Below are 19,358 nucleotides of genomic sequence, written 5' to 3'. Positions count from 1 at the left end.
GAGGAACCTAATGACAACACACCGCACATTCGTATTCGCCGGGCATCGCGGCAACATGGCCGGCGCACCGGAGAACACGCTGCTCGGTTTCGCCAGCGCAGAGCATGCCGGCGTCGACGAAATCGAATTCGACGTGAAAGTAACCGCCGACGGCGAGCTCGTGATTCTGCACGACCGGACTCTCGCCCGCACCGCCGCAGCGCCGAGCCCGCACCTGCACACACCCGTGGAAGAACTCACGCTCGAGCAGGTACGAAGCGTCGATCTCGGCGAGGGACAGCGCGTACCCACACTCAAGGAAACCCTAGACGCGACAACGGTGCTGCTACAGGTTGAAATCAAGGCCCCGGACGCTGCACGTCCTCTAGCCAAGTTCCTCCGGGACCGGCCTGAAGGCGACCTGCAGCGCTGCCTGTTCACGAGCTTCGACTCACTCACGTTGAGCGCCTTCGCCGACGAGTGGGGGGACGCGCCAATGGGAAGGGGACTCGGTTTCCACTCCCACGACGTCACCTCCAACTGGCGCGACGTGATCAAAATGCTCGGTGCGTCTGTAGCCCTTATCCCATTGGAACAATTGACCCGTCCCATCGTCGATGAGCTGCACGATGGGGGCTACCTTGTCGCTGGTTCCCTTCTCGAAAACCATGGAGACGTGCGACGCATCGTTGAGTTGAACGTCGACATGTCCGCGTCCAACCTGCCCGAATATGCCCGCCGGCTGCTGCTGGCCAGCCACGAGTTCACTTCGCTCTTCCCCACATTCTCCGAGGCCAACACGGCACGAGTATAACTGAACGTCGATCTACCAGCGGCCACTTCTTACCGGTAAAGGCTCTGCAGATCAGGAGAAAAGCGACTAAAACCTGGGTACCGGAATGCGGTTGATGTGGATCACGCGCGCTGGAAAAACCCGCCCCCGGCCGGGCGCCCAACGCCGGGGACCCAAACTCTCAGCCAAGCGCCCGCCCTTAACAGCCGGGCGCTTCATCGGCGGAGCTCAAAGCAGCCCAAACAGCCCACATCGTAATCTTCAAGCTCACGCAATCTATGAAGATCACCGATACACCGGGCCCAACGGTCGGCTCTGCCTTCCATTCCCGCGACGGCCTTGTAGCGAGCCGCCCGATCTACGTCGCTCTGAGCATGAAAGCGGACCTGCTTGGTGAAACCTTTCTAAACGAGAAATCCCAGGACATCATCCTCAAGCTCACAGCTTCGCCTAAAGCCATGCAAGCAGCCGTAGTGACCATCGAGCAGATCGACGGCGTAGCGAAGATCTCCTATGGCGAGACGGCTGAATGACACTCGCGAGGAACAATCACGTCGCCACATGCCCATGCCCCATTTCCCGCACAGAGCTGATTTTGCGACAATAACCGGGGATTTAGCCCGGCTATGCGTTGAATATCCTTGACAGCACGCTTGTCTTCCAGACCGAACCGATATCCGACTTCTCGTCAGTACGTCCACTATATACACCCAACAGGATCGCCTTTTCCGGAAGCTCTTCCCCGAGGCCACCCGCCTCGTCCAGGTATCTCGACTGCCTATGGACTATAACCGGCGATCCGGATTGTCCTGGGCGCGTCCTGCTGTCAATGAAGAAGCGGCTATCCAATCCAATCTCTGGCTCGCTTGCTACGGAACCACTTGTCCAGATAGGGGTTGTTGGAACGTGTTTGCCCACGGAGGCCGGATAGCCGACAACCCAGACACGGTCAGTGACTTCGAAGTATGGGTGCTCGCCGTTCCAGAAATAGCAATAGTCAGCCAACGGAAGCCGTTCTTGCTCTTCCTTCGGAATCTCAATGCCCACCACATCAGCTAATAGGCTCCCGTTGGTTGGAGGACTCTTGACCGATTTCCAGAGCTCGTTCTTGCTCGCATCGTAGAGATCCATATCAATGCGGGCAGGACTCAATTCTTCGAACAACGCTTCCGGCGCTTCAGCGTCTGGCGTCGGCAGATGCACACGAATCCTGTTGGGACGGCTACTGCCGTTCTCTGCCCAATCGAGCCATATTCGATCGCGTTCCCGGGGCCGTCGGCTTTCGAAGTTGAATCCAGATACAACGTGGTCGTTTGTCACCAACCACATGCTGCCGTGGTGCGACACGAGGAAACCCGAAGCTTGAAGCACGGTTGTGCCGTTGATATCCAGGACTTGAATCCGAACACTCTTAAGAGAATACGGCGAGAATCGCGTTGGCAACTGTTGAATCATGTTTGGATCCTATCTTTGGGGAAGCCTCGCCAACACAAACCAATCACCGAGCATCTTCGCTCTCCCGCGGATCCGGGGCATGGCGCCGACCTGTCGCTCGGCGATCCAGAGGTGGCTATTTGACCGGGGTCGACTAAGAAGCTGTCCGTCAACTATTCCATCGAGCCCTCCCGTGCCCGCAACTTCGGGGATAGATCGGATCAAAGATGAGACATAGCGCTCGCCCCGGCCATCACTGATGACCCGGCGGCTTACGAGGAGTGCACCCCCATGATGAACCGGCCGCCGGCGCCGGTCTTGGCCTGTCGTGAGTCGCCGCCGATCCGCCAGTTAGCGGGCCGAATCCGCTTTCGCGTCGATCAAGCCCAGGAACTTGCCCGCCGCGGCCCGCGCCTCAGGCCCGAGTTCGGAACCCAGCAGGATTTCGCCGAGTCTAACGACTGACCTGATCGTAGGTACATCAACGCCCAGTGCGTCGGCCAGTTCGGACATCGGCGCGAACGTGGACCGTAATTCGTGCGCCAGGAACCGGTGGTGGAAGCTGGAGGGCAGTTTGATGGACTGGGTGGAAAGCGGGGAGTTGACCTTTTCCCTGAGAGTCGTTCCGTGTTTGTCAGCATCGCCACTGTATCTGTCATTGAGTTCCTCGATGGGCACGAGGACGCGGCCTAGCGCGGCACCGAGTCGGAGACGATCTGCGTCGAGCTCAAGCAGGAGCCTGGAGACGCTGTCGCCGAACCCTTCGACATAGAATCGGACGTCGTCGGCCCTCTCGACGCTCATGGCGTTCAGGATCATCGGAGGAAGGTGGAAGAGCGCGTTGACGCTCGAAAGTGCCACGCTGAAGGCGTCGCCGATGGAAATCTGCGGAAACGTTGATTCAGCCAGCTCCACCACTGGCGCCGGCGTTCCCGGAGCCAGGAAGCCCGCCAATACCCCTTGCTTCTCAGACCTGACCGCGGAGGCATTGCCCCCGACAAGGAAGGCCCCCGCCAGAAGAATCCTGCAAACGTCGAAACCGAGACTCTGTGCCGCTTCCGTGGATTCGACAGCCGCTGTGATGCCCCCGCCGATGATGACCAGCAGATCTGGGGACGTTGAACCCACGACACTTCTGATGCCGGCTTTTATGTCTTCTCCCTCGGCGAAGACAATGCCCACCCTCGGCGCCGATGGGTCCAGTTCCTCCACCCTGCGGAGCGGAAGTGTGCGTCGCTCCCCGAAATAGCTGAAATCGTGCTCCCCCGGCGCGAGAGCGAGTGTGAGGAGGCAGACGGAGTGGTTTCTCGCGGCCAATGTCAGCGCTGTCGCAGCGGCATTGGCCTCGTCGGATCTGATTACGATGTTAGCCATCGGGTCTCTTTCTCTAAGAAATGAAGCTGGGGTGTAAGACAGCAACACTCCGGACAGGAGCGAACGGGCCGGAGCACGTCCGCCGAGGTCTACAGCCGACTGATCTCGCGGGTGATGCCGAAAGGCACATGTGGATTCACGTCGGCGGTATAGATTTCCTGGCTGTGTCGTGTCACGAGAATGCCGCAGTTATTGGCGGCCGCGTTCTTCATAAGGCTTTCTACGGCCTCGGTCAGGAATTCGTCGACAAGTGCAGCGTCGGACACCGTGATGTGTACCGACTGGGAGCTAGATTCCATTGGATATGTTTCTTTCATGGGTTTCGCTGCTCTGGGCTCGTGGATCGTCATCGTGCTCGATCGGCAGTAACTGGATGCCTTCGATATGGATGAAGACCTGCCTGGTGTTCAGGTTGTCATCGCGCACGATCCACACTGCGTTGGAACTGCTCGTCTTCGTCTCGACAACAGCGGCGAAGGACGCCCCGTCACTTGACCGAACCCATACACGCTGTCCCGGCAGCAATCCGGTCCAGTCTTGAGCAGTGAAGCCCCCACCGAGGGGCTCGGATGTCTTCTTCTTTTTCTTCTGCATGAGTTTCTTCCACGAGTTCTCGTCACAGCATTCCGTCCGGGGGGATATCGAATAAGAAGTGCTTGCACAGGCTTAGGTCAGGAGCCCGGCAAGGTCGAATCGACCGGTCCAAGAGGTCAGCATGGTCGCCGACCCTGGCCGCCCGGGTGGTGTTCGCGAAGACGCCAGAACCGATCACGACCAATGGTCGTCTGGGGACCGTCGTCTTTGGCCCCTCCGGCGACATTCAGTTAGCGGCAATCGGGGCCGCAAGCCGGCACAGGGCAGGTGCCCTTGTACCGGCTCGGGCCGGACGAGCTTCAGAGAAAACGGGACAGGAAGGCACGGGTCCGTTCATGCTGCGGCACATCGAGCACTTGTTGTGGAGTTCCGTGTTCGACGACGACGCCGCCGTCCATGAAGATGACGCGGTCAGCGGCCTCCCGGGCGAAACTGATCTCGTGGGTAACGACGACCATGGTGAGCCCGCCTTCAGCCAGTTGCTTCATTGTCGCGAGGACTTCGCCGACCAATTCGGGGTCCAGGGCGGAGGTTGGCTCGTCGAACAGCATCAGTTTCGGTCGCATTGCCAGAGCACGTGCTATTGCTACACGCTGCTGTTGACCGCCTGACAGTTGCCGGGGGTAGACATCTTCCCTTCCTTCAAGACCGACCTGGGCAAGAAGTGACCTGGCATGTTTAACTGCATCAGCTCGGCGCTCCCCCTTTACCCCGATCGGGGCTTCGATGATGTTCTCGAGCGCGGTCATGTGCGGGAACAGGTTGAAGTGCTGGAACACCATGCCGATGTCGCGACGACGACGAGCGAGCTCGTTGGGTGAGACTTCGTTCAGTCTGCCGCCTCGGACGTCGTATCCGACATCACGGCCGTCAACCAGGATGCGGCCACCATTTATAGGCTCGAGCAGGTTCACGCAGCGGAGGAATGTCGACTTACCGGACCCGGATGGACCGAGAATGGCGACAGTCTCACCCTGTGAAACGTCGAGGTCGATGCCGCGCAGCACCTCAAGATGCTTGAAGCTCTTGCGCACGCCGCGGGCCCGCAGAATAGGCGCTATGCCAGTAGCGTCGAGACGGGGCGTTGGAGATTCCGTCGAGGTGCTCATGCTGTCGGTCCCTCTGTCACAGTGTGTACGATGGGCGGAGTCGTTGCTCTCGGACGGATACGCAGGAAGTCCCAGAAACTGGTCCTTTGATTTCGTTCGCCTCGGCTGTAGTGCCGCTCGATGAACGACTGAATGACGTACAACACGGATGTCACGGCCAGGTACCAGATGCACACCACAATGAGCAGCGGAATGGTTTCGAATGTCCGGTTGTAGATGGCCTGAGCCGCGTAGAGCAGGTCCGACAATGCGATGACGCTCACGAGTGCGGTGGCCTTCACCATACTGATGACCTGGTTCCCGGTCGGCGGGACGATGAAGCGCATGGCCTGCGGCAGGACGATCCGTCTCATGATCCGCGAGTTCGTCATGCCAAGGGCGTGTGCGGCGTCGCGCTGTCCTGAATCCACGGAGAGCAGACCGCCCCGGACGATCTCGGACATGTATGCACCCTCATTCAGCCCGAGGCCCAGGATAGCGGCGAGAAGAGGCGTGATGAGCGAGTTCGTCGAGAAGGATGCGAAGATCGGGCCGCCAAACGGAATACCGAAGTTGAGCTGCGGGAAGAGCGCAGAAAGGTTGTAAAGGAAGATCAGCTGCACGAGTGTGGGTGTTCCCCGGAAGAACCAGACGTAGGCGCCCGAGATACTCCGCAGCACAGGGTTAGGTGACAGCCGGCCCAAGGCCAGCAGCACACCGAGCACGACGCCGATCACCATGGCGACGACGGCCAACATCAGGGTCAGGCCGAGGCCACGGATGATGGAGTCCGCGCGCAGGTAGCTCGCAACGACGGGCCATGCGAAGGTATCCGTGGTTACTAGGATCCGGACGCCGTCGATCACAAGGACCAGGACGACGGCAGCCGAAATCCAGCGCCACAGGTGCTTACGGCGTGCTGCGTTTTGGACGTCCAGTTCAGGTTCCATGGCGACCACGATACGTTTATCTCCTATGGTCGTCATGGCTTAACGCCTCCTCCATTGATACCGGGCTTGTCCAACTTGTTGGCCTCCAGCCCCCACTTGGCGAGGATGGCATCGTAGGTGCCGTTGGCATACATCTTCTGGAATGCGCCGAGCAGCACCCCGGCGAGCGGAGAATCCTTCGGAACCACTGCGCCCTGGAACGTGGCCCCGAGTACGTTGTCCTTTCCTTCGGCGGCCAATTGGAGCTTGCCCCCGGTCTCCTTGACGTAGTAGGTCAGCGGCCCCTGGCCGCCGAACACTGCGTCAGCGCGGCCGGACTGAACGGCAAGGATTGACTGTGGGCTGTCCTGGTAGGACTGCACCTCAACCGCAGGCTTGCCGGCCGCCACACACTTGTCCGATTGAGCCTTCATGACCCGCTCAGCAGAACCGCCTGCCAGGACACCGATTCGAGTTCCGCAGGTCCCGTCCATGTCGTTGATCTGCTTCGGGTTTCCCTTTAGTACAGCAAAGAGCACGTGCTCCTTGATGTAATCGACAAACGTCGCCTTGTCTTGGCGGTCGACGTAGTCGCCGTTCGGGTCCAAGGCGACGTCGTAGCGCCCGGCCTGCATTCCGGAAAGCATTGAGGCCAGACCTGCGACTGTGTTTTGCTCGACCTTTACGCCGAGGATCTCGCTGACAGCCTTGTCCACATCACCGAGGAGTCCGTCTGGCTCACCGGTGCCGTTGATGATCGCGTATGGAGGGTAGGACCCCGAGTTGACGGCGACGATTTTGCCGGCGTTAAGGATTTTCGCCGGCAGCTTGTCGTGCAGTGTCTGATCAAACTGCTGGGTCGGGATTCCCGTGCTCTTAGCGGACGGGCTGGCGCTGCTGCTGGCCGTACCGGGATCCGCGGTGCAGCCCGCAAGACTGATGGAGACTGCGACAGCAGCAACGGCGAGGGATGTGCGCCAGCGGCGTACGTCATTCTTTGCGGAAACGTTCGGGTGCGCAAATGCGCCGTCGCCCCGAACCGGGATGGACTGTTCGTCAACCGACATGATTTGCTCCTCTTGAGCTGCGGAATGCGGATAATTTCAAGTTTTCGTGAACCTCTGGTCAGGCATCGCCGTTGGTGTCGCGTGCCGATGAGGAGATATTGGGTGGGTGTTCCGAGGACGTTCCTGCGAGGCCGGCATCATTGCCGAACTACCGGTTTGCCCTCACTTCACCTTCTGTGTCATCAATCCGGGTTGTTGCTGACATTCACGGGAAGCCCTTCGAGTGTTCAACATAGATTTACTTTCAAGGTCTTGAGGTGATCTATGTAACTAATTACATTCAAGGAGAGCATACCGACGCATCTTCGGTCAAGATCTAACTCTGATGGGTACGTCATTCTCGTATGGCTCTACACGATTGCAGAGGTGACAACGCCTACATCACGAGGCAATCAGAGCCCGGACGAGCTAAGATTGAACCTGTTGGGCTGGCTCTGCGCGGCTCGGGTTTCGGCTTTCCGCGCCATCGTGCGGGAACCCCTTGACCCTTCTGACGCAGGCGCTTATCGTGCAACCAGTTACATTGAAGGTGGGCGTGGCCAGTATCAAACGAAGCCGCGGAAGCCTTCTTCTTCGGGCTCTGGCGATCGCGCCAGTTCCTCGCGGTGTTGGGCTGCGTCTGAACCCTTGGCTGATCCACGGTAAGGAACAAACTGTGAAACGAACGACCATCGGCGACGTCGCCGCAGCCGCCAACGTGTCAATAGCGACGGTGTCGCGGGTGCTGAACGGCCTCGCAGTCAAGGAAGTGACGGCAACGCGGGTCCGGGACGCAGCAGCCAGACTTGAGTACACCCCGAACGCCCTCACAAAGAGCATCTTCGCCGGACGCTCCAGCACCATCGGCGTGCTCATCGACGATCTTCGCAGCCCGTTCTACCTCGACCTCATGAGGGGAATCGACGATGTCGCGGCCGCCAACGGCAGCCTCGTCATGTTTTCCAACACCTTCCGCCACACAGGTCGGGAGGTCGCGCAGGTCCAGGCAATGGATGAACAGCGTGTACGGGGCTTGATCGTCACTAGCGGCGCCTCGGTTGACGAAAGAGTGCGCAGAATGGCTGCCGGCGGAACGCCCTGTGTGGTCGTAGCGCGGACCCTGCAGGACCCACCACCCGGGCTGCACTCCGTCTCCCTGGACAACGTCACGGCCGGGCGAATGATGGCCGAGCACATCCTGTCCTGCGGACGGCGGACAATCGGCGTGATCGCCTCCGGCGCGGTACCGTCCCAAATTGGCCGTATCGAGGGCCTACGCAAGGGACTCGGCAAGGACAACGCACTACTGAACGATGACGCGATCGCGATCCTCGACGACGACGTCACCACCCCGGAAGTCACCGACGCTGTGACTTCCTTGCTGGACGCCAACCCTTCAATGGAGGCGATGGTTTGCCTCTCCGGCCGTTACACCCTCGCCGTTCACACAGCACTTATCGACCGCGGACTCTCAATTCCGGAAGACATCGGATTTCTGACCATGGACGACTTCGCCTGGGCCCAGAACCTCGGCATCACGGTGGTCACCCAACCCTCACACCAGATGGGACAAGAGGCCGCCAAGCTCATTGTCGAGAACCCCCGAGTGTCCGCCCAACTGACCTTCGAACCCGAGCTCATAAGCCGCGCCTCCTGCGGAGAGCTCCGCTAAGTCCTGAGCAATAGCTTCCCCTGATGCGAGGGGGTCGGCGCATCATTCATCACCGATGACCACGGTCGATCACAGACCCAGGGCCCCGCTCCATCACCTCCAGAGGGCGCCCATGCCCCCTTCCGCGCGCCACCCCACAGCGATCCGGTCCCGCCGATGCATGCTGCTCGACCAAGGTGCAATTTCGACTAGATCTAGGGCTAAAACACGCCCTCTAAGAGCATCGTAGAGAGCGGAATCTTGCGAAATGTAATTAGTTACATCATACTGGTCGATATCACCTGCTCGCCGTCGCGAAACTGAAAGAGAGACCTCATGCTCGTCCTCAGAAACTGCCAAATCGTCAACGGGGATGGGCGGACACGGCCATTTGCCGGGTCGATAGCTATCGAAGGGAGTGTAATTGCTGCGGTAACGCCCGAGGACCTGAGCGGCGGGCCAAGAGACACTGTTCTAGATCTCGACGGACGCACCGTCGTCCCCGGTGCGATCAACGCCCACGCGCATGCTGCCGCGCCCGGGCCCCGCTTCGCCAGCGGAACCCCAGGCGTTCCGCTAAGCGAGGCCCTTGGCAACCTCCGGCGCCACTTGGTCCAAGGGCATACGACTGTTGTCGACCTCGACGGGTTCAAACTTCCGGAGGAGACAGCAGAAGTCCGTTCAGCCCAGCCGGTGAAGGTCGAGTCCTCCACAGTTCATTTCGATCCGATGTTCGAAGCGGCCGATGCTGCCGACGGTTCCGGTCTGACTGCAGCACACCGGGCCATGACAGCCGGCACGATGCGCGATCGCGGTGCCGTCGTCATCGGCGAGGTGGGCGCCGGCATGACCCTTGGCGGCGGTGGCCAGGACTACCTGTACATTCCTGCGGCGGTGGAGAAGGCCATCGGGGTGCGGATCAGCCCGGCTCAAGCCATGGAGTTAAAGTACGCAGTGCTCGGCCGTCACATCCGGCCTGGAAACCCTGACCGTGAGCGCGTCGCAGAGCTGCTCGGGGAATACGGGCTCCAGAAGCTTTCCGAAGACGAGACAATCTCGCTCATCGAAGGCTCGGTCCTCCCGTCCATGCAGGTTTCACTCGACGGGCTGGTCCGCTCGGCTCAGCTCGCCGTCGAGCTGGGGCTGCCTACTCTCGTTCACAACGCCGCCGCCTCGGACGAAGCTGCCCGTGAGGCCGCCAAAATAGCTGGCCCGCTCTTCATTGGGGGTCACACGAACCACGACACCTACTCCGTCGAGGAGTCCCTTGCCAACGCCCGGCTTATCCGGGAACACGGCGGACACGTGGAAATCGACACCTTCGACGCCTGGGGCCGCCGTGAGCTGCAGACCACACCGGATCACATGATCGCCATGATTCAGGAGGATCTCGTTGACATCATTGCCACAGACTACGCTGCAGGGCACTGGGATGGAATCTGGGAATTGGTCGCCGGGATCGTCCAGGTCGGGCTTGCACCGGTGGAAAAGGCAGTGTCCTTTGCTACGGGAAACGTGGCAAAAGCGTTGCCCCGCATCGGCGCGGATCGCGGGTTCCTGAAGGCCGGTTTCGCAGCCGACCTCGTCGTTTCCTCCCGGCGGAGCCTCGCCGATATCGCCTTGGTCATGATCGACGGCGACGTCGCCTACTCCAAGGCAGAAGTCCCCCCTCTCAACGTCTAAGAAACCTCAGCTGGGCGAAGACCCAGGTACCACTGAACTCCCGCGCTCCGCTCGGGGTCACACAATTCCAAACCACGCCGTGCCCAAAAACGGTGAAGGCGAATCGAACAGGAGAATCCGCAATGAAAGCAATCGTCATCGGCGCAGGCGTGCTGGGCGCGTCCGTCACGTACCAACTCGCAAAACGCGGTGTCGACGTCACAATCATCGACAAAGGAATTCCGGGAGAAGCTGCCAGCGCGGCCAGCTTCGCTTGGCTGAACTCCAACACAAAGGAAGAACGGAGCTACCACGATCTGAACGTCATCTCGATGGCCGAATGGAACGTCGTCGCCCGGGAGCTGCGAAGCTCTTCATGGCTTGACATCAACGGCAACCTCGATGTCGCCGGTACAGACGCGGACGCGCAAGAGCTCCTGCAGCGAGTCGCCCGCCTCGAGTCTTATGGCTACGCGGCCATCCCTCTCTCACCCGGCGAACTCCAGCGCATCGATCCGGTCATCCGAATCCGTAATGAATACAAGGTCGCTGCCTTCTTCCCAAGCGAAGGCCAGATCACCGTCCCGTTGCTCATCCACGACCTCCTCACGGCAGCGACCGCGTACGGTGCAACAGTGCGCCATTCGACCAAGGTCGCGGAACTTTTGGCCGACGGTGACACCGTCAAGGGCGTCGTCCTCGAGGGCGGGGAGAGGCTTGAAAGCGACGTCGTCGTTGTTGCAGCAGGCGCCGGCATCGGCGGGATCCTGGACTCCCAGGGTATCGATGTAAGCACCGAAGGCGAGCCGGGTGTTACGGTGACGACATCGCCCGGCGCGTCAAAGCTAACTACCATCCTTCACCTGCCCGGCCTGAGCGTCCGTCCGGACACCAGCGGCCGCATCCTGGTGCGATCGTCCGCTATTGATGATCAGATCGACCTCGACACGTGGACAGTCCCTGATTCAGCCATCCGCACATTGTTCGAACAGGCCGGAGCCGGCATCCTCGACGTCGATCCCGCCGCGCTCAAGGCAGAACGAGTCCAGATCGCCCACCGCCCCTACCCCTTCGACGGACTGCCTGTTGTCGGTTTCTGGGATGGAAAGCCGGGCCTGTACGTCACCACGATGCACAGCGGTGTGACACTGGGGGCTGTAACCGGACGTCTAGCGGCCGAGGAAATTACCGGCGGCAAGGCCCCGAAGCTCCTCGAAGACTTCCGTCCTTCCCGCGTCATCGGTTCCGACACAAACCAGACTCCGACCTTTGACCCGCATGCGCTTGAGGCAGAGCGCATCGTTGCCCACTAGCAACAGACGGATAACCGTTGCCGTGTGGCCGGCCCCGGGTGGGCCGGACACACGGCAACAGTTCCCCATTTCGGTCTAATCGGATGACACCGAGGTCTGGCCCAAAAGAGAGCTGGTCCTGCTCCCTCTGACTGACCGGCCTCGTCCCGAATTTCTCAAAGGAACCTGTCCCTTGACCGCCCTTCATGACCACCGAAAAAAGGAGACGCCATGACGCGCTTCGTTGATGTCCGCAACATGATCCGATGGACTGCCGCCCGCGGCCCTGAACGGATCATGGCCGATCTGATTGACTATCTCGAGGATGATTTCCGACGCTGGCCATCCTTTGACAAAACACCCAGGGTGGCCAGTCACACTCCCTTCGGCGTCATCGAGCTCATGCCCACCAGCGACCATGAAACCTATGGCTTCAAGTACGTCAACGGGCACCCCTCTAACCCCGCCCGGGGATACCAGACCGTTACGGCCTTCGGTGTCCTGGCGGACGTCCACAACGGATACCCCACTTTCCTCACCGAGATGACCGTGCTGACGGCACTGAGGACCGCTGCGACCTCCGCCATGGTTGCGAAGAAGCTGGCACAACCCGATTCCCGGGTCATGGGCATGATCGGAACGGGCAGCCAGTCCGAATTCCAAGCACTTGCGTTCAGGGCCGCGCTTGGCATCGACACACTCAGGGTTTGGGACACGGACCGCGCAGCGATCGATAAGTTCCTCCGCAACATGGCGCCCCTCGGCTTCGACATCACAGTCGCATCCTCCGCGGCCGATGTCGTGGAGGGCGCGGATGTCATCACTACCTGCACGGCTGACAAGACGAACGCGACCGTCCTGACGGCAGACATGATCACGCCCGGCGTCCACATCAACGCCATCGGCGGAGACTGCCCCGGGAAGACAGAACTCGACGCCGAAATCCTCAGAATGGGAGACGTCTTCGTTGAATTTGCACCCCAAACCCGCATCGAAGGCGAGATCCAGCAAATGCCAGCCGACTTCCCCGTCACCGAGTTCTGGCAGGTCCTGAACAACACGGCACCGGGCCGGACATCTGCCGGGCAGATCACCATCTTTGACTCCGTCGGCTTCGCCATCGAAGACTTCTCCGCACTGCGCTACGTACGTGACTCCATCGAAGGATCGGAATACTTCGAAACCATCGACCTGGTCGCGAACCCGGATGACCCGAAAGACCTCTTCGGCCTCGTCGGCGCACTCTCCCCGCTCGGATCCTGAGTCTCACCATGTCCGTCCAGGCCCCCTCTGCAGTCGTACTCATCCGGCCGCATCGTTTCGCACCGAACCCGGAGACAGCAGCGGACAATGCTTTCCAAGCCAGCGCGGCAGTTCGGGATCCGGACAGGATCGCAGCAGCTGCTTACGACGAGGTGACTGCCGTTGCCCAGGCGCTAGAGCTTGCAGGCATTAGGGTGCACCTGTTCGAAGATCTCGATCACACCCGACCCGACAGCGTGTTTCCCAACAACTGGCTGTCAACTCATACCGGTGGGCACATCGGCGTGTTTCCGATGTACACGCCGAACCGACGGACCGAGCGCCGAACCGATATCCTCGACTTCCTCAAGACCCACTACCGGGTCCAGGACGTCATTGATTACTCAGGTTTGGAAATGGATGATGTCTTCCTTGAAGGCACCGGAGCCATGGTCCTGGACCATACGGACCGGGTCGCATACACGGCCAGGTCCAACCGGGCCGACCCGGTTGCTTTGGAGCGGTTCTGCACGAACTTTGGCTATGAGCCCATGACCTTCGACGCCGCAGATGGGGCCGGAGTTGCCGTCTACCACACCAATGTCATGATGTGTGTAGCGACCGAGTTCGCCATGGTCGGGTTGGACATGATTCGATCGAAAGCTCGCCGCACTGAAGTCGCCCAACGTCTCAGTAGCGGCGGGCGGGCGGTCATCGGACTGAGCCTTCGCCAAGTCTCGGAATTTGCAGGAAACGCCATCGAATTGCAGGGGCCCGAGGGCCGGATCCTGGCTCTATCTCGCCGTGCCCTCAATAGCTTGACGACCGCACAGAAGGAAGTCATCTTGCGCAGCTGCCGTCTCCTCCCGATCGATGTTCCAACCATTGAACTGGCGGGGGGTTCAGTTAGGTGCATGATCGCCGGGATCCACTTGAGTCCCCGACGAGCTCCAAGTGAACGCCCAGCGAGTCGATCCCGTGAGACATCGATGGCTAAGCAGGTTGCGGGACCCATCATGACCAGTTAGTGCCCGTCGGAGAGTGTCCCACTTCCTTGGTTCCGGAACGCCGCTGGTTGGTCGAACACTCCTCACGGATTCAGATCAGCGATATGGCGAGTTATCTGACCCAACTCCGTGGACGAACGTGCCCACATATACCAATCGGCAGCCTGGTCGGACCCGGTTTCGACCACGGCTAGATTCGGCTGACGGAACCCGGGTCCTCCCAGTTGAAGGCGCCGGAGGCGATGCGCTCCGCCGTCCTCTCGCGGAAGGGCCGGTGGGCTGGTTACAAGGTTTCCAGGTCGCGAGCATGGACCCACAGGCCCAGGCGCGAGAACTCCTCCGGCGTCCCGGCTCTGATTCTGGCGATCCATTGCTCGGACGGTGCCGCCAGGGTCGTGACGACCCATTCCTCTGCCAGAGGTTCCGGCTTCGTCCAGGGAGGCCGGGGAATTCCGAGACGGTCGCACTCGCGCCCAACGACCGCTGCAAGCAGAGTGTCCCACCGCTTCGACCCGGTGGACTCGGGGGGCACCAGAAAATCCGGACGGTTTGCCGGATGCGTGTGACGGAAGTCAGCCAATGCCGAGGTCATGACCCGGAAGGCGAAGTCCGGGTCACCGCCAGCGAGTTCCCGCCTCATGATCGCAGCCGTCTTGCGTGAACTGAGCCGGTGTTCGTCAGCCATGGCCATAACCACCACGATAGCTGGGCTGGCTACGATCTTGCATTGGCACCGATGCTCCCGGCGCGTCCAGTCAGGACGCGCACCACCGCAACAGCGCTTTGCCGTTGTCTAGCAATGGTGCATTTAAGGTTCGTCCGCCACGAGGAGCTCCCCGGAAACTGCCTGGACTCTACTCGGCCAGGGGAGGTTCCCTATGTTCAGCGAGCTCGCTCACGTGATCGCCGGTAAGTTCATACATACGCGCGATGAACTCCTCAAACTTCACACGTTCAACCCTCCACTGGTTGCGGCCGCCGACTTGAATGGCGGGGAGTTTCCCGCTCCGGACCAACCCATAGGCCTGTGCTTGGCTGATGTTCAGCTCCTCAGCTACATCATGGAGTTTCATGAAGCGGGGCTGCGAGGGTGTCATGTGGTCCATTTTGCCAAGCTAGCTCTCCGCTGACGGCTCCGGGTCATCCGACACGGGGGCGGCCGCGCCGCATCAGCGAGACCGTCGGACGGAAACGTCGTTTGTGTCAAAACAATACTCAGCACACTCTAAGTAGTCAAACGCTACACACAGGGCTGGATTGCGTCAAATGACATCAAATAGTATCTAGGCGTATAATTTTTGGCATGAAGCCGGTGATGGTCGGCGGCAAGTTGAGATGGACTGGCGCAGAGGTGGTGGAGTCTTACCGGCCCCAAGCAGGGTCTGCACCAGCGCGCGTCTGGCCGGAAATCCGGTCGTTCGTCCAACACACCGTATTGACGGGCGGATCGCAGGCACCCGCCTCGGTTATGAATGATATGAGCCACACCGCGTATTTCGTGGCCTTTCAGTTTCTTGAAGGCCTCCCGTTGGACGCTGAGGAGATGTTCACACCGCTTCAGGTCGAACACTATATCGAGGTCGGAACCGATCATCTTGCCCCGCATTCCCGGGCAACCCGGAGGGGATTCTTAAGCCGGATCGGATCAAATGTGACTAAGCAGGCCCCCTGGTCGCCCCCGCCAAGGAAATTCCCAATCAAGAAGCTCGCGGTGCCATACACCGAACACCAGATCAGCGAGTTCTTCCGGATCGCAGACCAGCAGCGCACTTCGAATCGGCGACGAACGTCCACTGCGCATCTGTGTCTCGGGCTCGGGGCCGGCCTTTTCGCCGACGAGTATCTGAACGTCACTTCGTCTAGCTTCCGAACCGTCGCAAGCACTAATGTCCTTGTCCTGGCTGGCGAACGGCCACGCCAAATACCAATAAGCGAACGGTACTTCCTCCCCCTTCAGGAGATCGCGGCCCAGCACCCTGGCGAGCCGCTGATCGGCGCTACTGGCAACGGCTCGAATGACCGATTCAACCACCTCCTCTCCAAAGTCGAATACCCCGGGCGCATCGGAAATCCGGTTACGACGAGGCTGCGCACCACATGGATGCAGCACATGCTCGCCATTCCGGTAAGCCTCTCCGAATTCACAGCCATGGCGGGCATCCTCACCACCAAATCCTTAACCGACCTCATCCCCTACATCCCGGAGAGGGCCCCGGTCCTGTGGTATCGGTCCGTGGCCCAGTACCCCACGTGACCGTCATGGACGTCAGCAACTTCCACGGTTCCCCAGCCCTATCACCAAGACAGGCGTTCCTTCGCGCTATGGCAGTCGTTCATCGGCTTCCGCTCCTCGCCATGCTCAGACACGCACTCGAAGAAAACAGGCCGGGCCGACCTGCTGAATTACCTGTGGAAGCATTTCTCGTCGGAACCCTTTACTACGCGCTCCTTCACCCGAAAGACGACATGCACCTCACCAAAGTGAGTAACGAGGTTCTCCAGATGAGTCCAAGCATGAAATGGGAGCTAGGACTGAAAAAAGAATCCACATACAGAAAGGTTCACTCAGACTTCACCCGCATTGTCCGCCTGTTCGACGACGTGCAGCACTGCGCCCACACCCACCCGACCATCGACAAAGAAACGGGCGAAGTCCTACCCTGTCCCACGAACTGCCCACACCCGGACCTGAATGCGCACACATTCCTCAACCAACTTCTGGACGCTTCATGCAACCCCCACCCTCCCGACACGACCCACCTCGCTATCGACAGCACTGCCTATGAATCCTGGGCGAAGCTTCGGTTCACAGAGAGACTGGAAACCGAAGATCAAAATCCCGGCACGAAGAATCCCGACGAAGAGGACAGCGTGCACGAAAGCCAACGTCCTAGGGGCTTCCCGCGAGGCCTGCAACCCGGAAACAAAACACGCTACACAAAAGACCCAGATGCACGCGAAGGATACCGCACGGCCTCGGACAACCAACCGGGTCGAACCTTTTGGGGATACGACATCCATCTACTCACAAACGTATCGAAAGATAAAACCGTCATACCGCATCTGATCCGAAGCAGCGCAATAGCACGAGCCGGAAGCGACACAACAACCGAAGCCGGACTGAAGGCCATCGACTCGTTCATCGAGGCGAGAAGCAAATCAGACCCCTCACGTCCGCCGATTAAGGTGCTCCTCGCCGATCGCGGCTACTCACTGCACCTCGCAAAATACTGGCAGTTGCCCCTTATCCAGAGAGGGATAGCGCAAGTGCTGGACCTGACCGAACAACAACGCGGCCAACACCCCTCGGCCTTTACGAGGACCGTGTCAATAGACGGAGGCTTGTTCGTTGACGCCCTCCCGAAAATCCAGCGGGAACTGCCGGGTGTCGACTTTCACACGCCTGAGCCCCAGCGGAAAGCCAACCAGGCGCTCCACGACAGACGGCTGGCGTACGCCTTCCGTCCAAGCAGCAAGATAGACCCGATAACCGGAACCCAACGCTTCAAGGGACCCGCGCTGAGCGGTACCCTCAGATGCAAGAACAACAAGAAATCACAGCGTGGACCGCACGCTCTCCCGCTGACCTCCTGCGCGCCCGGCTGCGCCTGCTCCAAAACCCTGACCCTGGGCCCCGAGAATCAAGCACGGGAACGGCAATGGCCCCTCTTTGGAACCACCGCCTGGGCCAAGAGCTACGCCAGGCGCACGGCAATTGAATCCGTCAACGCAGAGATCAAACACCACCGCGCGGGCTTCAAGCGCGGTTACACCCATGTCTTCGAACTCACCAAAAACACAATCCTGTTGGCCTTCGGTCTCACGGCCACCAACATACTCATTCTCCGCGACTGGCACTTCAATCGAAACGAGCAAGACCCCTGGGCCGATCCCCAAAAGGAAGAACCGTGGGAGTTCGGGAAAAAACCGCCGAAAACCAGAGCAGCCCGTCGAGCGAAACTCAAAGACCTCATACAACAGTCTGCAGAGGCAGATCCCGGACCTAAGAACAACGAGTAATTCCGCCACGAAGGACTCCTCCTTGCCTCGAGGACCAGTCCTACTGCTGCAAGACTGCCGGCAACGCGACGCCGTTCGCTGAAAAGGCCACGGACAGGCTCTAGGAGGGCGTAGCCCAACCCTCCAGAAACACAAAACTCCCCGCCAACCGTAGTTGGCGAGGAGTTTGGTGATCCCGGGGTGGGGAAAAGGGTGAACTACCCAAAGTGGAGATGGGGGGAATTGAACCCCCGTCCGATGTCGTGTTGTCAGGGCTTCTCCGGGCGCAGTTCGCGTCGGATTTTCTCGGCCCCAGCTATCCTGCGAACAAGTAGCTGATCCGGGCCCAGTCATCTAAGAGTCCCGTTTGCCTCGATGACGAAGGCAAGCAGCAGTGGCTATCTAAATGACGCCAGGATCCGGGGCAATAGCAACCTCGGGCTGACGGACTGTCTTACTGCTTAGGCAGCAAGAGCGAAGTCAGTGCGCTTAGAATTGGCACTTATTGGTTTGCAGACAGCGTTTACGAGATAATTCTGCATCCTCGGCCCGCTTCACCTGTCGCGACTAACATCGTCGAAACCGATCATCCCCGTATTTTGTTATCAATCCCCGCGGCACGACGATCCCTCGAAAGCGATCACCCAAAAAAACCTGCCGGGTTAATCATCATAACGCATCGCGGCACCCGAACATTCCGGGACACGCTTTGGCTGGCGACCCACCTGGCGGCCCCTTCCGCGGAAGTCAGCGGCGGTTGCGCTCACGCAGTTCACGCAGCGATTCACGCTTGTCCTGTTGCTCGCGCAAGGTCTGCCGCTTGTCGTAGTCCTTCTTGCCTCGAGCCAAAGCAATCTCGACCTTGGCGCGTCCGTCCAGGAAGTACAGCTGCAGCGGGACTACGGTCAGCCCGGTCTCGCGCATCTTGCCGGAGATTTTGTTGAGTTCCTCGCGATGAAGCAAGAGCTTCCGACGGCGGCGCGCAGCGTGGTTGGTCCAGCTCCCCTGGTTGTATTCAGGGATGTGGATCCCCTCCATCCACAACTCGTCATTGTAGAAAGTACAGAAACCATCGACCATCGATGCATGGCCTTCACGCAGGGACTTTACTTCGGTTCCCATGAGCGCAATGCCGGCCTCATAGGTATCCAATATGTGGTAGTCGTGCCGAGCCTTGCGATTGGTGGCCACTACCTTACGGCCACTTTCCTTGGGCACGGTAGAACTCCTTGGTTGTCGAAGAATCACACTAGTCTACGCCAGCAGAA

The 19,358-nt window shown here is 59.8% G+C and carries 19 protein-coding genes and 1 other RNA gene; 9 read left to right on the top strand and 11 right to left on the bottom strand.

Annotated features, from left to right (window positions below):
• Positions 1-10: 10 nt before the first annotated feature.
• Complete coding sequence (locus tag ABD742_RS06200) at positions 11-793, top strand: glycerophosphodiester phosphodiesterase (protein WP_234748047.1); 783 nt, start codon at positions 11-13, stop codon at positions 791-793.
• A gap of 257 nt (positions 794-1,050) precedes the next feature.
• Positions 1,051-1,305 carry a hypothetical protein gene (locus ABD742_RS06195; protein ID WP_234748049.1) on the top strand — a complete coding sequence of 85 codons (255 nt, stop codon included), beginning with the start codon at positions 1,051-1,053 and terminating at the stop codon, positions 1,303-1,305.
• A 91-nt stretch (positions 1,306-1,396) separates the two neighbouring features.
• On the opposite strand, the gene ABD742_RS06190 is transcribed toward ABD742_RS06195, so the two are convergent.
• The 7 genes from ABD742_RS06190 to ABD742_RS06160 all read right to left on the bottom strand — a co-directional run bounded on the left by ABD742_RS06190 (position 1,397) and on the right by ABD742_RS06160 (position 7,258).
• Positions 1,397-2,227, bottom strand: coding sequence for a trypsin-like peptidase domain-containing protein (locus ABD742_RS06190; RefSeq protein WP_234748050.1), 831 nt, complete (start codon positions 2,225-2,227; stop codon positions 1,397-1,399).
• 330 nt (positions 2,228-2,557) lie between these two features.
• Positions 2,558-3,580, bottom strand: coding sequence for an NAD/NADP octopine/nopaline dehydrogenase family protein (locus tag ABD742_RS06185; protein WP_234748052.1), 1,023 nt, complete (start codon positions 3,578-3,580; stop codon positions 2,558-2,560).
• A gap of 89 nt (positions 3,581-3,669) precedes the next feature.
• Complete coding sequence (locus tag ABD742_RS06180) at positions 3,670-3,879, bottom strand: hypothetical protein (RefSeq protein WP_234748054.1); 210 nt, start codon at positions 3,877-3,879, stop codon at positions 3,670-3,672.
• A complete protein-coding gene (locus ABD742_RS06175) occupies positions 3,869-4,174 on the bottom strand; it encodes a hypothetical protein (RefSeq protein WP_234748056.1) in 306 nt (101 codons plus the stop codon). Before ABD742_RS06175 ends, ABD742_RS06180 begins: the two co-directional genes overlap by 11 nt.
• Before the next feature lie 299 nt (positions 4,175-4,473).
• Positions 4,474-5,283 (bottom strand): amino acid ABC transporter ATP-binding protein, encoded by an 810-nt coding sequence (locus ABD742_RS06170; RefSeq protein ID WP_268818702.1) that lies wholly within the window; start codon positions 5,281-5,283, stop codon positions 4,474-4,476.
• Positions 5,280-6,248 carry an amino acid ABC transporter permease gene (locus tag ABD742_RS06165; RefSeq protein ID WP_234748058.1) on the bottom strand — a complete coding sequence of 323 codons (969 nt, stop codon included), beginning with the start codon at positions 6,246-6,248 and terminating at the stop codon, positions 5,280-5,282. Before ABD742_RS06165 ends, ABD742_RS06170 begins: the two co-directional genes overlap by 4 nt.
• Positions 6,245-7,258, bottom strand: coding sequence for an ABC transporter substrate-binding protein (locus ABD742_RS06160; protein ID WP_234748060.1), 1,014 nt, complete (start codon positions 7,256-7,258; stop codon positions 6,245-6,247). The genes ABD742_RS06165 and ABD742_RS06160 overlap by 4 nt, the downstream gene beginning before the upstream one ends.
• Positions 7,259-7,913: 655 nt before the next feature.
• Between ABD742_RS06160 and ABD742_RS06155 the strand changes: the two genes are divergently transcribed.
• From ABD742_RS06155 to ctlX, 5 genes are all read left to right on the top strand, one after another.
• Positions 7,914-8,909 (top strand): LacI family DNA-binding transcriptional regulator, encoded by a 996-nt coding sequence (locus tag ABD742_RS06155; RefSeq protein ID WP_234748062.1) that lies wholly within the window; start codon positions 7,914-7,916, stop codon positions 8,907-8,909.
• A 315-nt stretch (positions 8,910-9,224) separates the two neighbouring features.
• Positions 9,225-10,571 carry an amidohydrolase family protein gene (locus ABD742_RS06150; protein WP_234748064.1) on the top strand — a complete coding sequence of 449 codons (1,347 nt, stop codon included), beginning with the start codon at positions 9,225-9,227 and terminating at the stop codon, positions 10,569-10,571.
• A 122-nt stretch (positions 10,572-10,693) separates the two neighbouring features.
• A complete protein-coding gene (locus ABD742_RS06145; RefSeq protein WP_234748066.1) occupies positions 10,694-11,863 on the top strand; it encodes an NAD(P)/FAD-dependent oxidoreductase in 1,170 nt (389 codons plus the stop codon).
• A gap of 210 nt (positions 11,864-12,073) precedes the next feature.
• Positions 12,074-13,105, top strand: coding sequence for an ornithine cyclodeaminase (locus ABD742_RS06140; protein WP_268818704.1), 1,032 nt, complete (start codon positions 12,074-12,076; stop codon positions 13,103-13,105).
• 8 nt (positions 13,106-13,113) lie between these two features.
• Positions 13,114-14,112, top strand: a complete 999-nt coding sequence (ctlX, locus tag ABD742_RS06135) for a citrulline utilization hydrolase CtlX (protein ID WP_234748067.1) — start codon at positions 13,114-13,116, stop codon at positions 14,110-14,112.
• 262 nt (positions 14,113-14,374) lie between these two features.
• On the opposite strand, the gene ABD742_RS06130 is transcribed toward ctlX, so the two are convergent.
• Positions 14,375-14,776 (bottom strand): hypothetical protein, encoded by a 402-nt coding sequence (locus ABD742_RS06130; RefSeq protein ID WP_234748068.1) that lies wholly within the window; start codon positions 14,774-14,776, stop codon positions 14,375-14,377.
• 169 nt (positions 14,777-14,945) lie between these two features.
• Positions 14,946-15,197, bottom strand: a complete 252-nt coding sequence (locus tag ABD742_RS06125) for a helix-turn-helix domain-containing protein (RefSeq protein WP_344787420.1) — start codon at positions 15,195-15,197, stop codon at positions 14,946-14,948.
• A gap of 605 nt (positions 15,198-15,802) precedes the next feature.
• Here ABD742_RS06125 and ABD742_RS06120 point away from each other — a divergent pair.
• Together ABD742_RS06120 and ABD742_RS06115 are read left to right on the top strand one after the other, a co-directional pair.
• On the top strand, positions 15,803-16,345 hold the full coding sequence (locus ABD742_RS06120; protein ID WP_234748070.1) for a hypothetical protein: 543 nt from the start codon (positions 15,803-15,805) through the stop codon (positions 16,343-16,345).
• 5 nt (positions 16,346-16,350) lie between these two features.
• Entirely contained in the window at positions 16,351-18,111 is a 1,761-nt protein-coding gene (locus tag ABD742_RS06115) for a hypothetical protein (protein WP_344787418.1), read from the top strand.
• Positions 18,112-18,315: 204 nt separating this feature from the next.
• On the opposite strand, the gene ssrA is transcribed toward ABD742_RS06115, so the two are convergent.
• Together ssrA and smpB are read right to left on the bottom strand one after the other, a co-directional pair.
• Positions 18,316-18,684, bottom strand: a transfer-messenger RNA (tmRNA) gene (ssrA, locus tag ABD742_RS06110).
• Between the two features lie 153 nt (positions 18,685-18,837).
• Entirely contained in the window at positions 18,838-19,308 is a 471-nt protein-coding gene (smpB, locus tag ABD742_RS06105; RefSeq protein WP_234748072.1) for an SsrA-binding protein SmpB, read from the bottom strand.
• Positions 19,309-19,358 lie beyond the last annotated feature (50 nt).

The sequence above is a fragment of the Arthrobacter ramosus genome (assembly GCF_039535095.1).
Lineage (GTDB): Bacteria > Actinomycetota > Actinomycetes > Actinomycetales > Micrococcaceae > Arthrobacter > Arthrobacter ramosus.
This window is presented reverse-complemented; position numbering and strand designations above follow the sequence as displayed.

Excerpts from the sequence above, each read along its gene's own strand:
- ABD742_RS06200 (WP_234748047.1), top strand. The coding sequence starts at position 11 with ATGACAACACACCGCACATTCGTATTCGCCGGGCATCGCGGCAACATG.
- ABD742_RS06195 (WP_234748049.1), top strand. The coding sequence starts at position 1,051 with ATGAAGATCACCGATACACCGGGCCCAACGGTCGGCTCTGCCTTCCAT.
- ABD742_RS06190 (WP_234748050.1), bottom strand. The coding sequence starts at position 2,227 with ATGATTCAACAGTTGCCAACGCGATTCTCGCCGTATTCTCTTAAGAGT.
- ABD742_RS06185 (WP_234748052.1), bottom strand. The coding sequence starts at position 3,580 with ATGGCTAACATCGTAATCAGATCCGACGAGGCCAATGCCGCTGCGACA.
- ABD742_RS06180 (WP_234748054.1), bottom strand. The coding sequence starts at position 3,879 with ATGGAATCTAGCTCCCAGTCGGTACACATCACGGTGTCCGACGCTGCA.
- ABD742_RS06175 (WP_234748056.1), bottom strand. The coding sequence starts at position 4,174 with ATGCAGAAGAAAAAGAAGAAGACATCCGAGCCCCTCGGTGGGGGCTTC.
- ABD742_RS06170 (WP_268818702.1), bottom strand. The coding sequence starts at position 5,283 with ATGAGCACCTCGACGGAATCTCCAACGCCCCGTCTCGACGCTACTGGC.
- ABD742_RS06165 (WP_234748058.1), bottom strand. The coding sequence starts at position 6,248 with ATGACGACCATAGGAGATAAACGTATCGTGGTCGCCATGGAACCTGAA.
- ABD742_RS06160 (WP_234748060.1), bottom strand. The coding sequence starts at position 7,258 with ATGTCGGTTGACGAACAGTCCATCCCGGTTCGGGGCGACGGCGCATTT.
- ABD742_RS06150 (WP_234748064.1), top strand. The coding sequence starts at position 9,225 with ATGCTCGTCCTCAGAAACTGCCAAATCGTCAACGGGGATGGGCGGACA.
- ABD742_RS06145 (WP_234748066.1), top strand. The coding sequence starts at position 10,694 with ATGAAAGCAATCGTCATCGGCGCAGGCGTGCTGGGCGCGTCCGTCACG.
- ABD742_RS06140 (WP_268818704.1), top strand. The coding sequence starts at position 12,074 with ATGACGCGCTTCGTTGATGTCCGCAACATGATCCGATGGACTGCCGCC.
- ctlX (WP_234748067.1), top strand. The coding sequence starts at position 13,114 with ATGTCCGTCCAGGCCCCCTCTGCAGTCGTACTCATCCGGCCGCATCGT.
- ABD742_RS06130 (WP_234748068.1), bottom strand. The coding sequence starts at position 14,776 with ATGGCTGACGAACACCGGCTCAGTTCACGCAAGACGGCTGCGATCATG.
- ABD742_RS06125 (WP_344787420.1), bottom strand. The coding sequence starts at position 15,197 with ATGGACCACATGACACCCTCGCAGCCCCGCTTCATGAAACTCCATGAT.
- ABD742_RS06115 (WP_344787418.1), top strand. The coding sequence starts at position 16,351 with ATGGACGTCAGCAACTTCCACGGTTCCCCAGCCCTATCACCAAGACAG.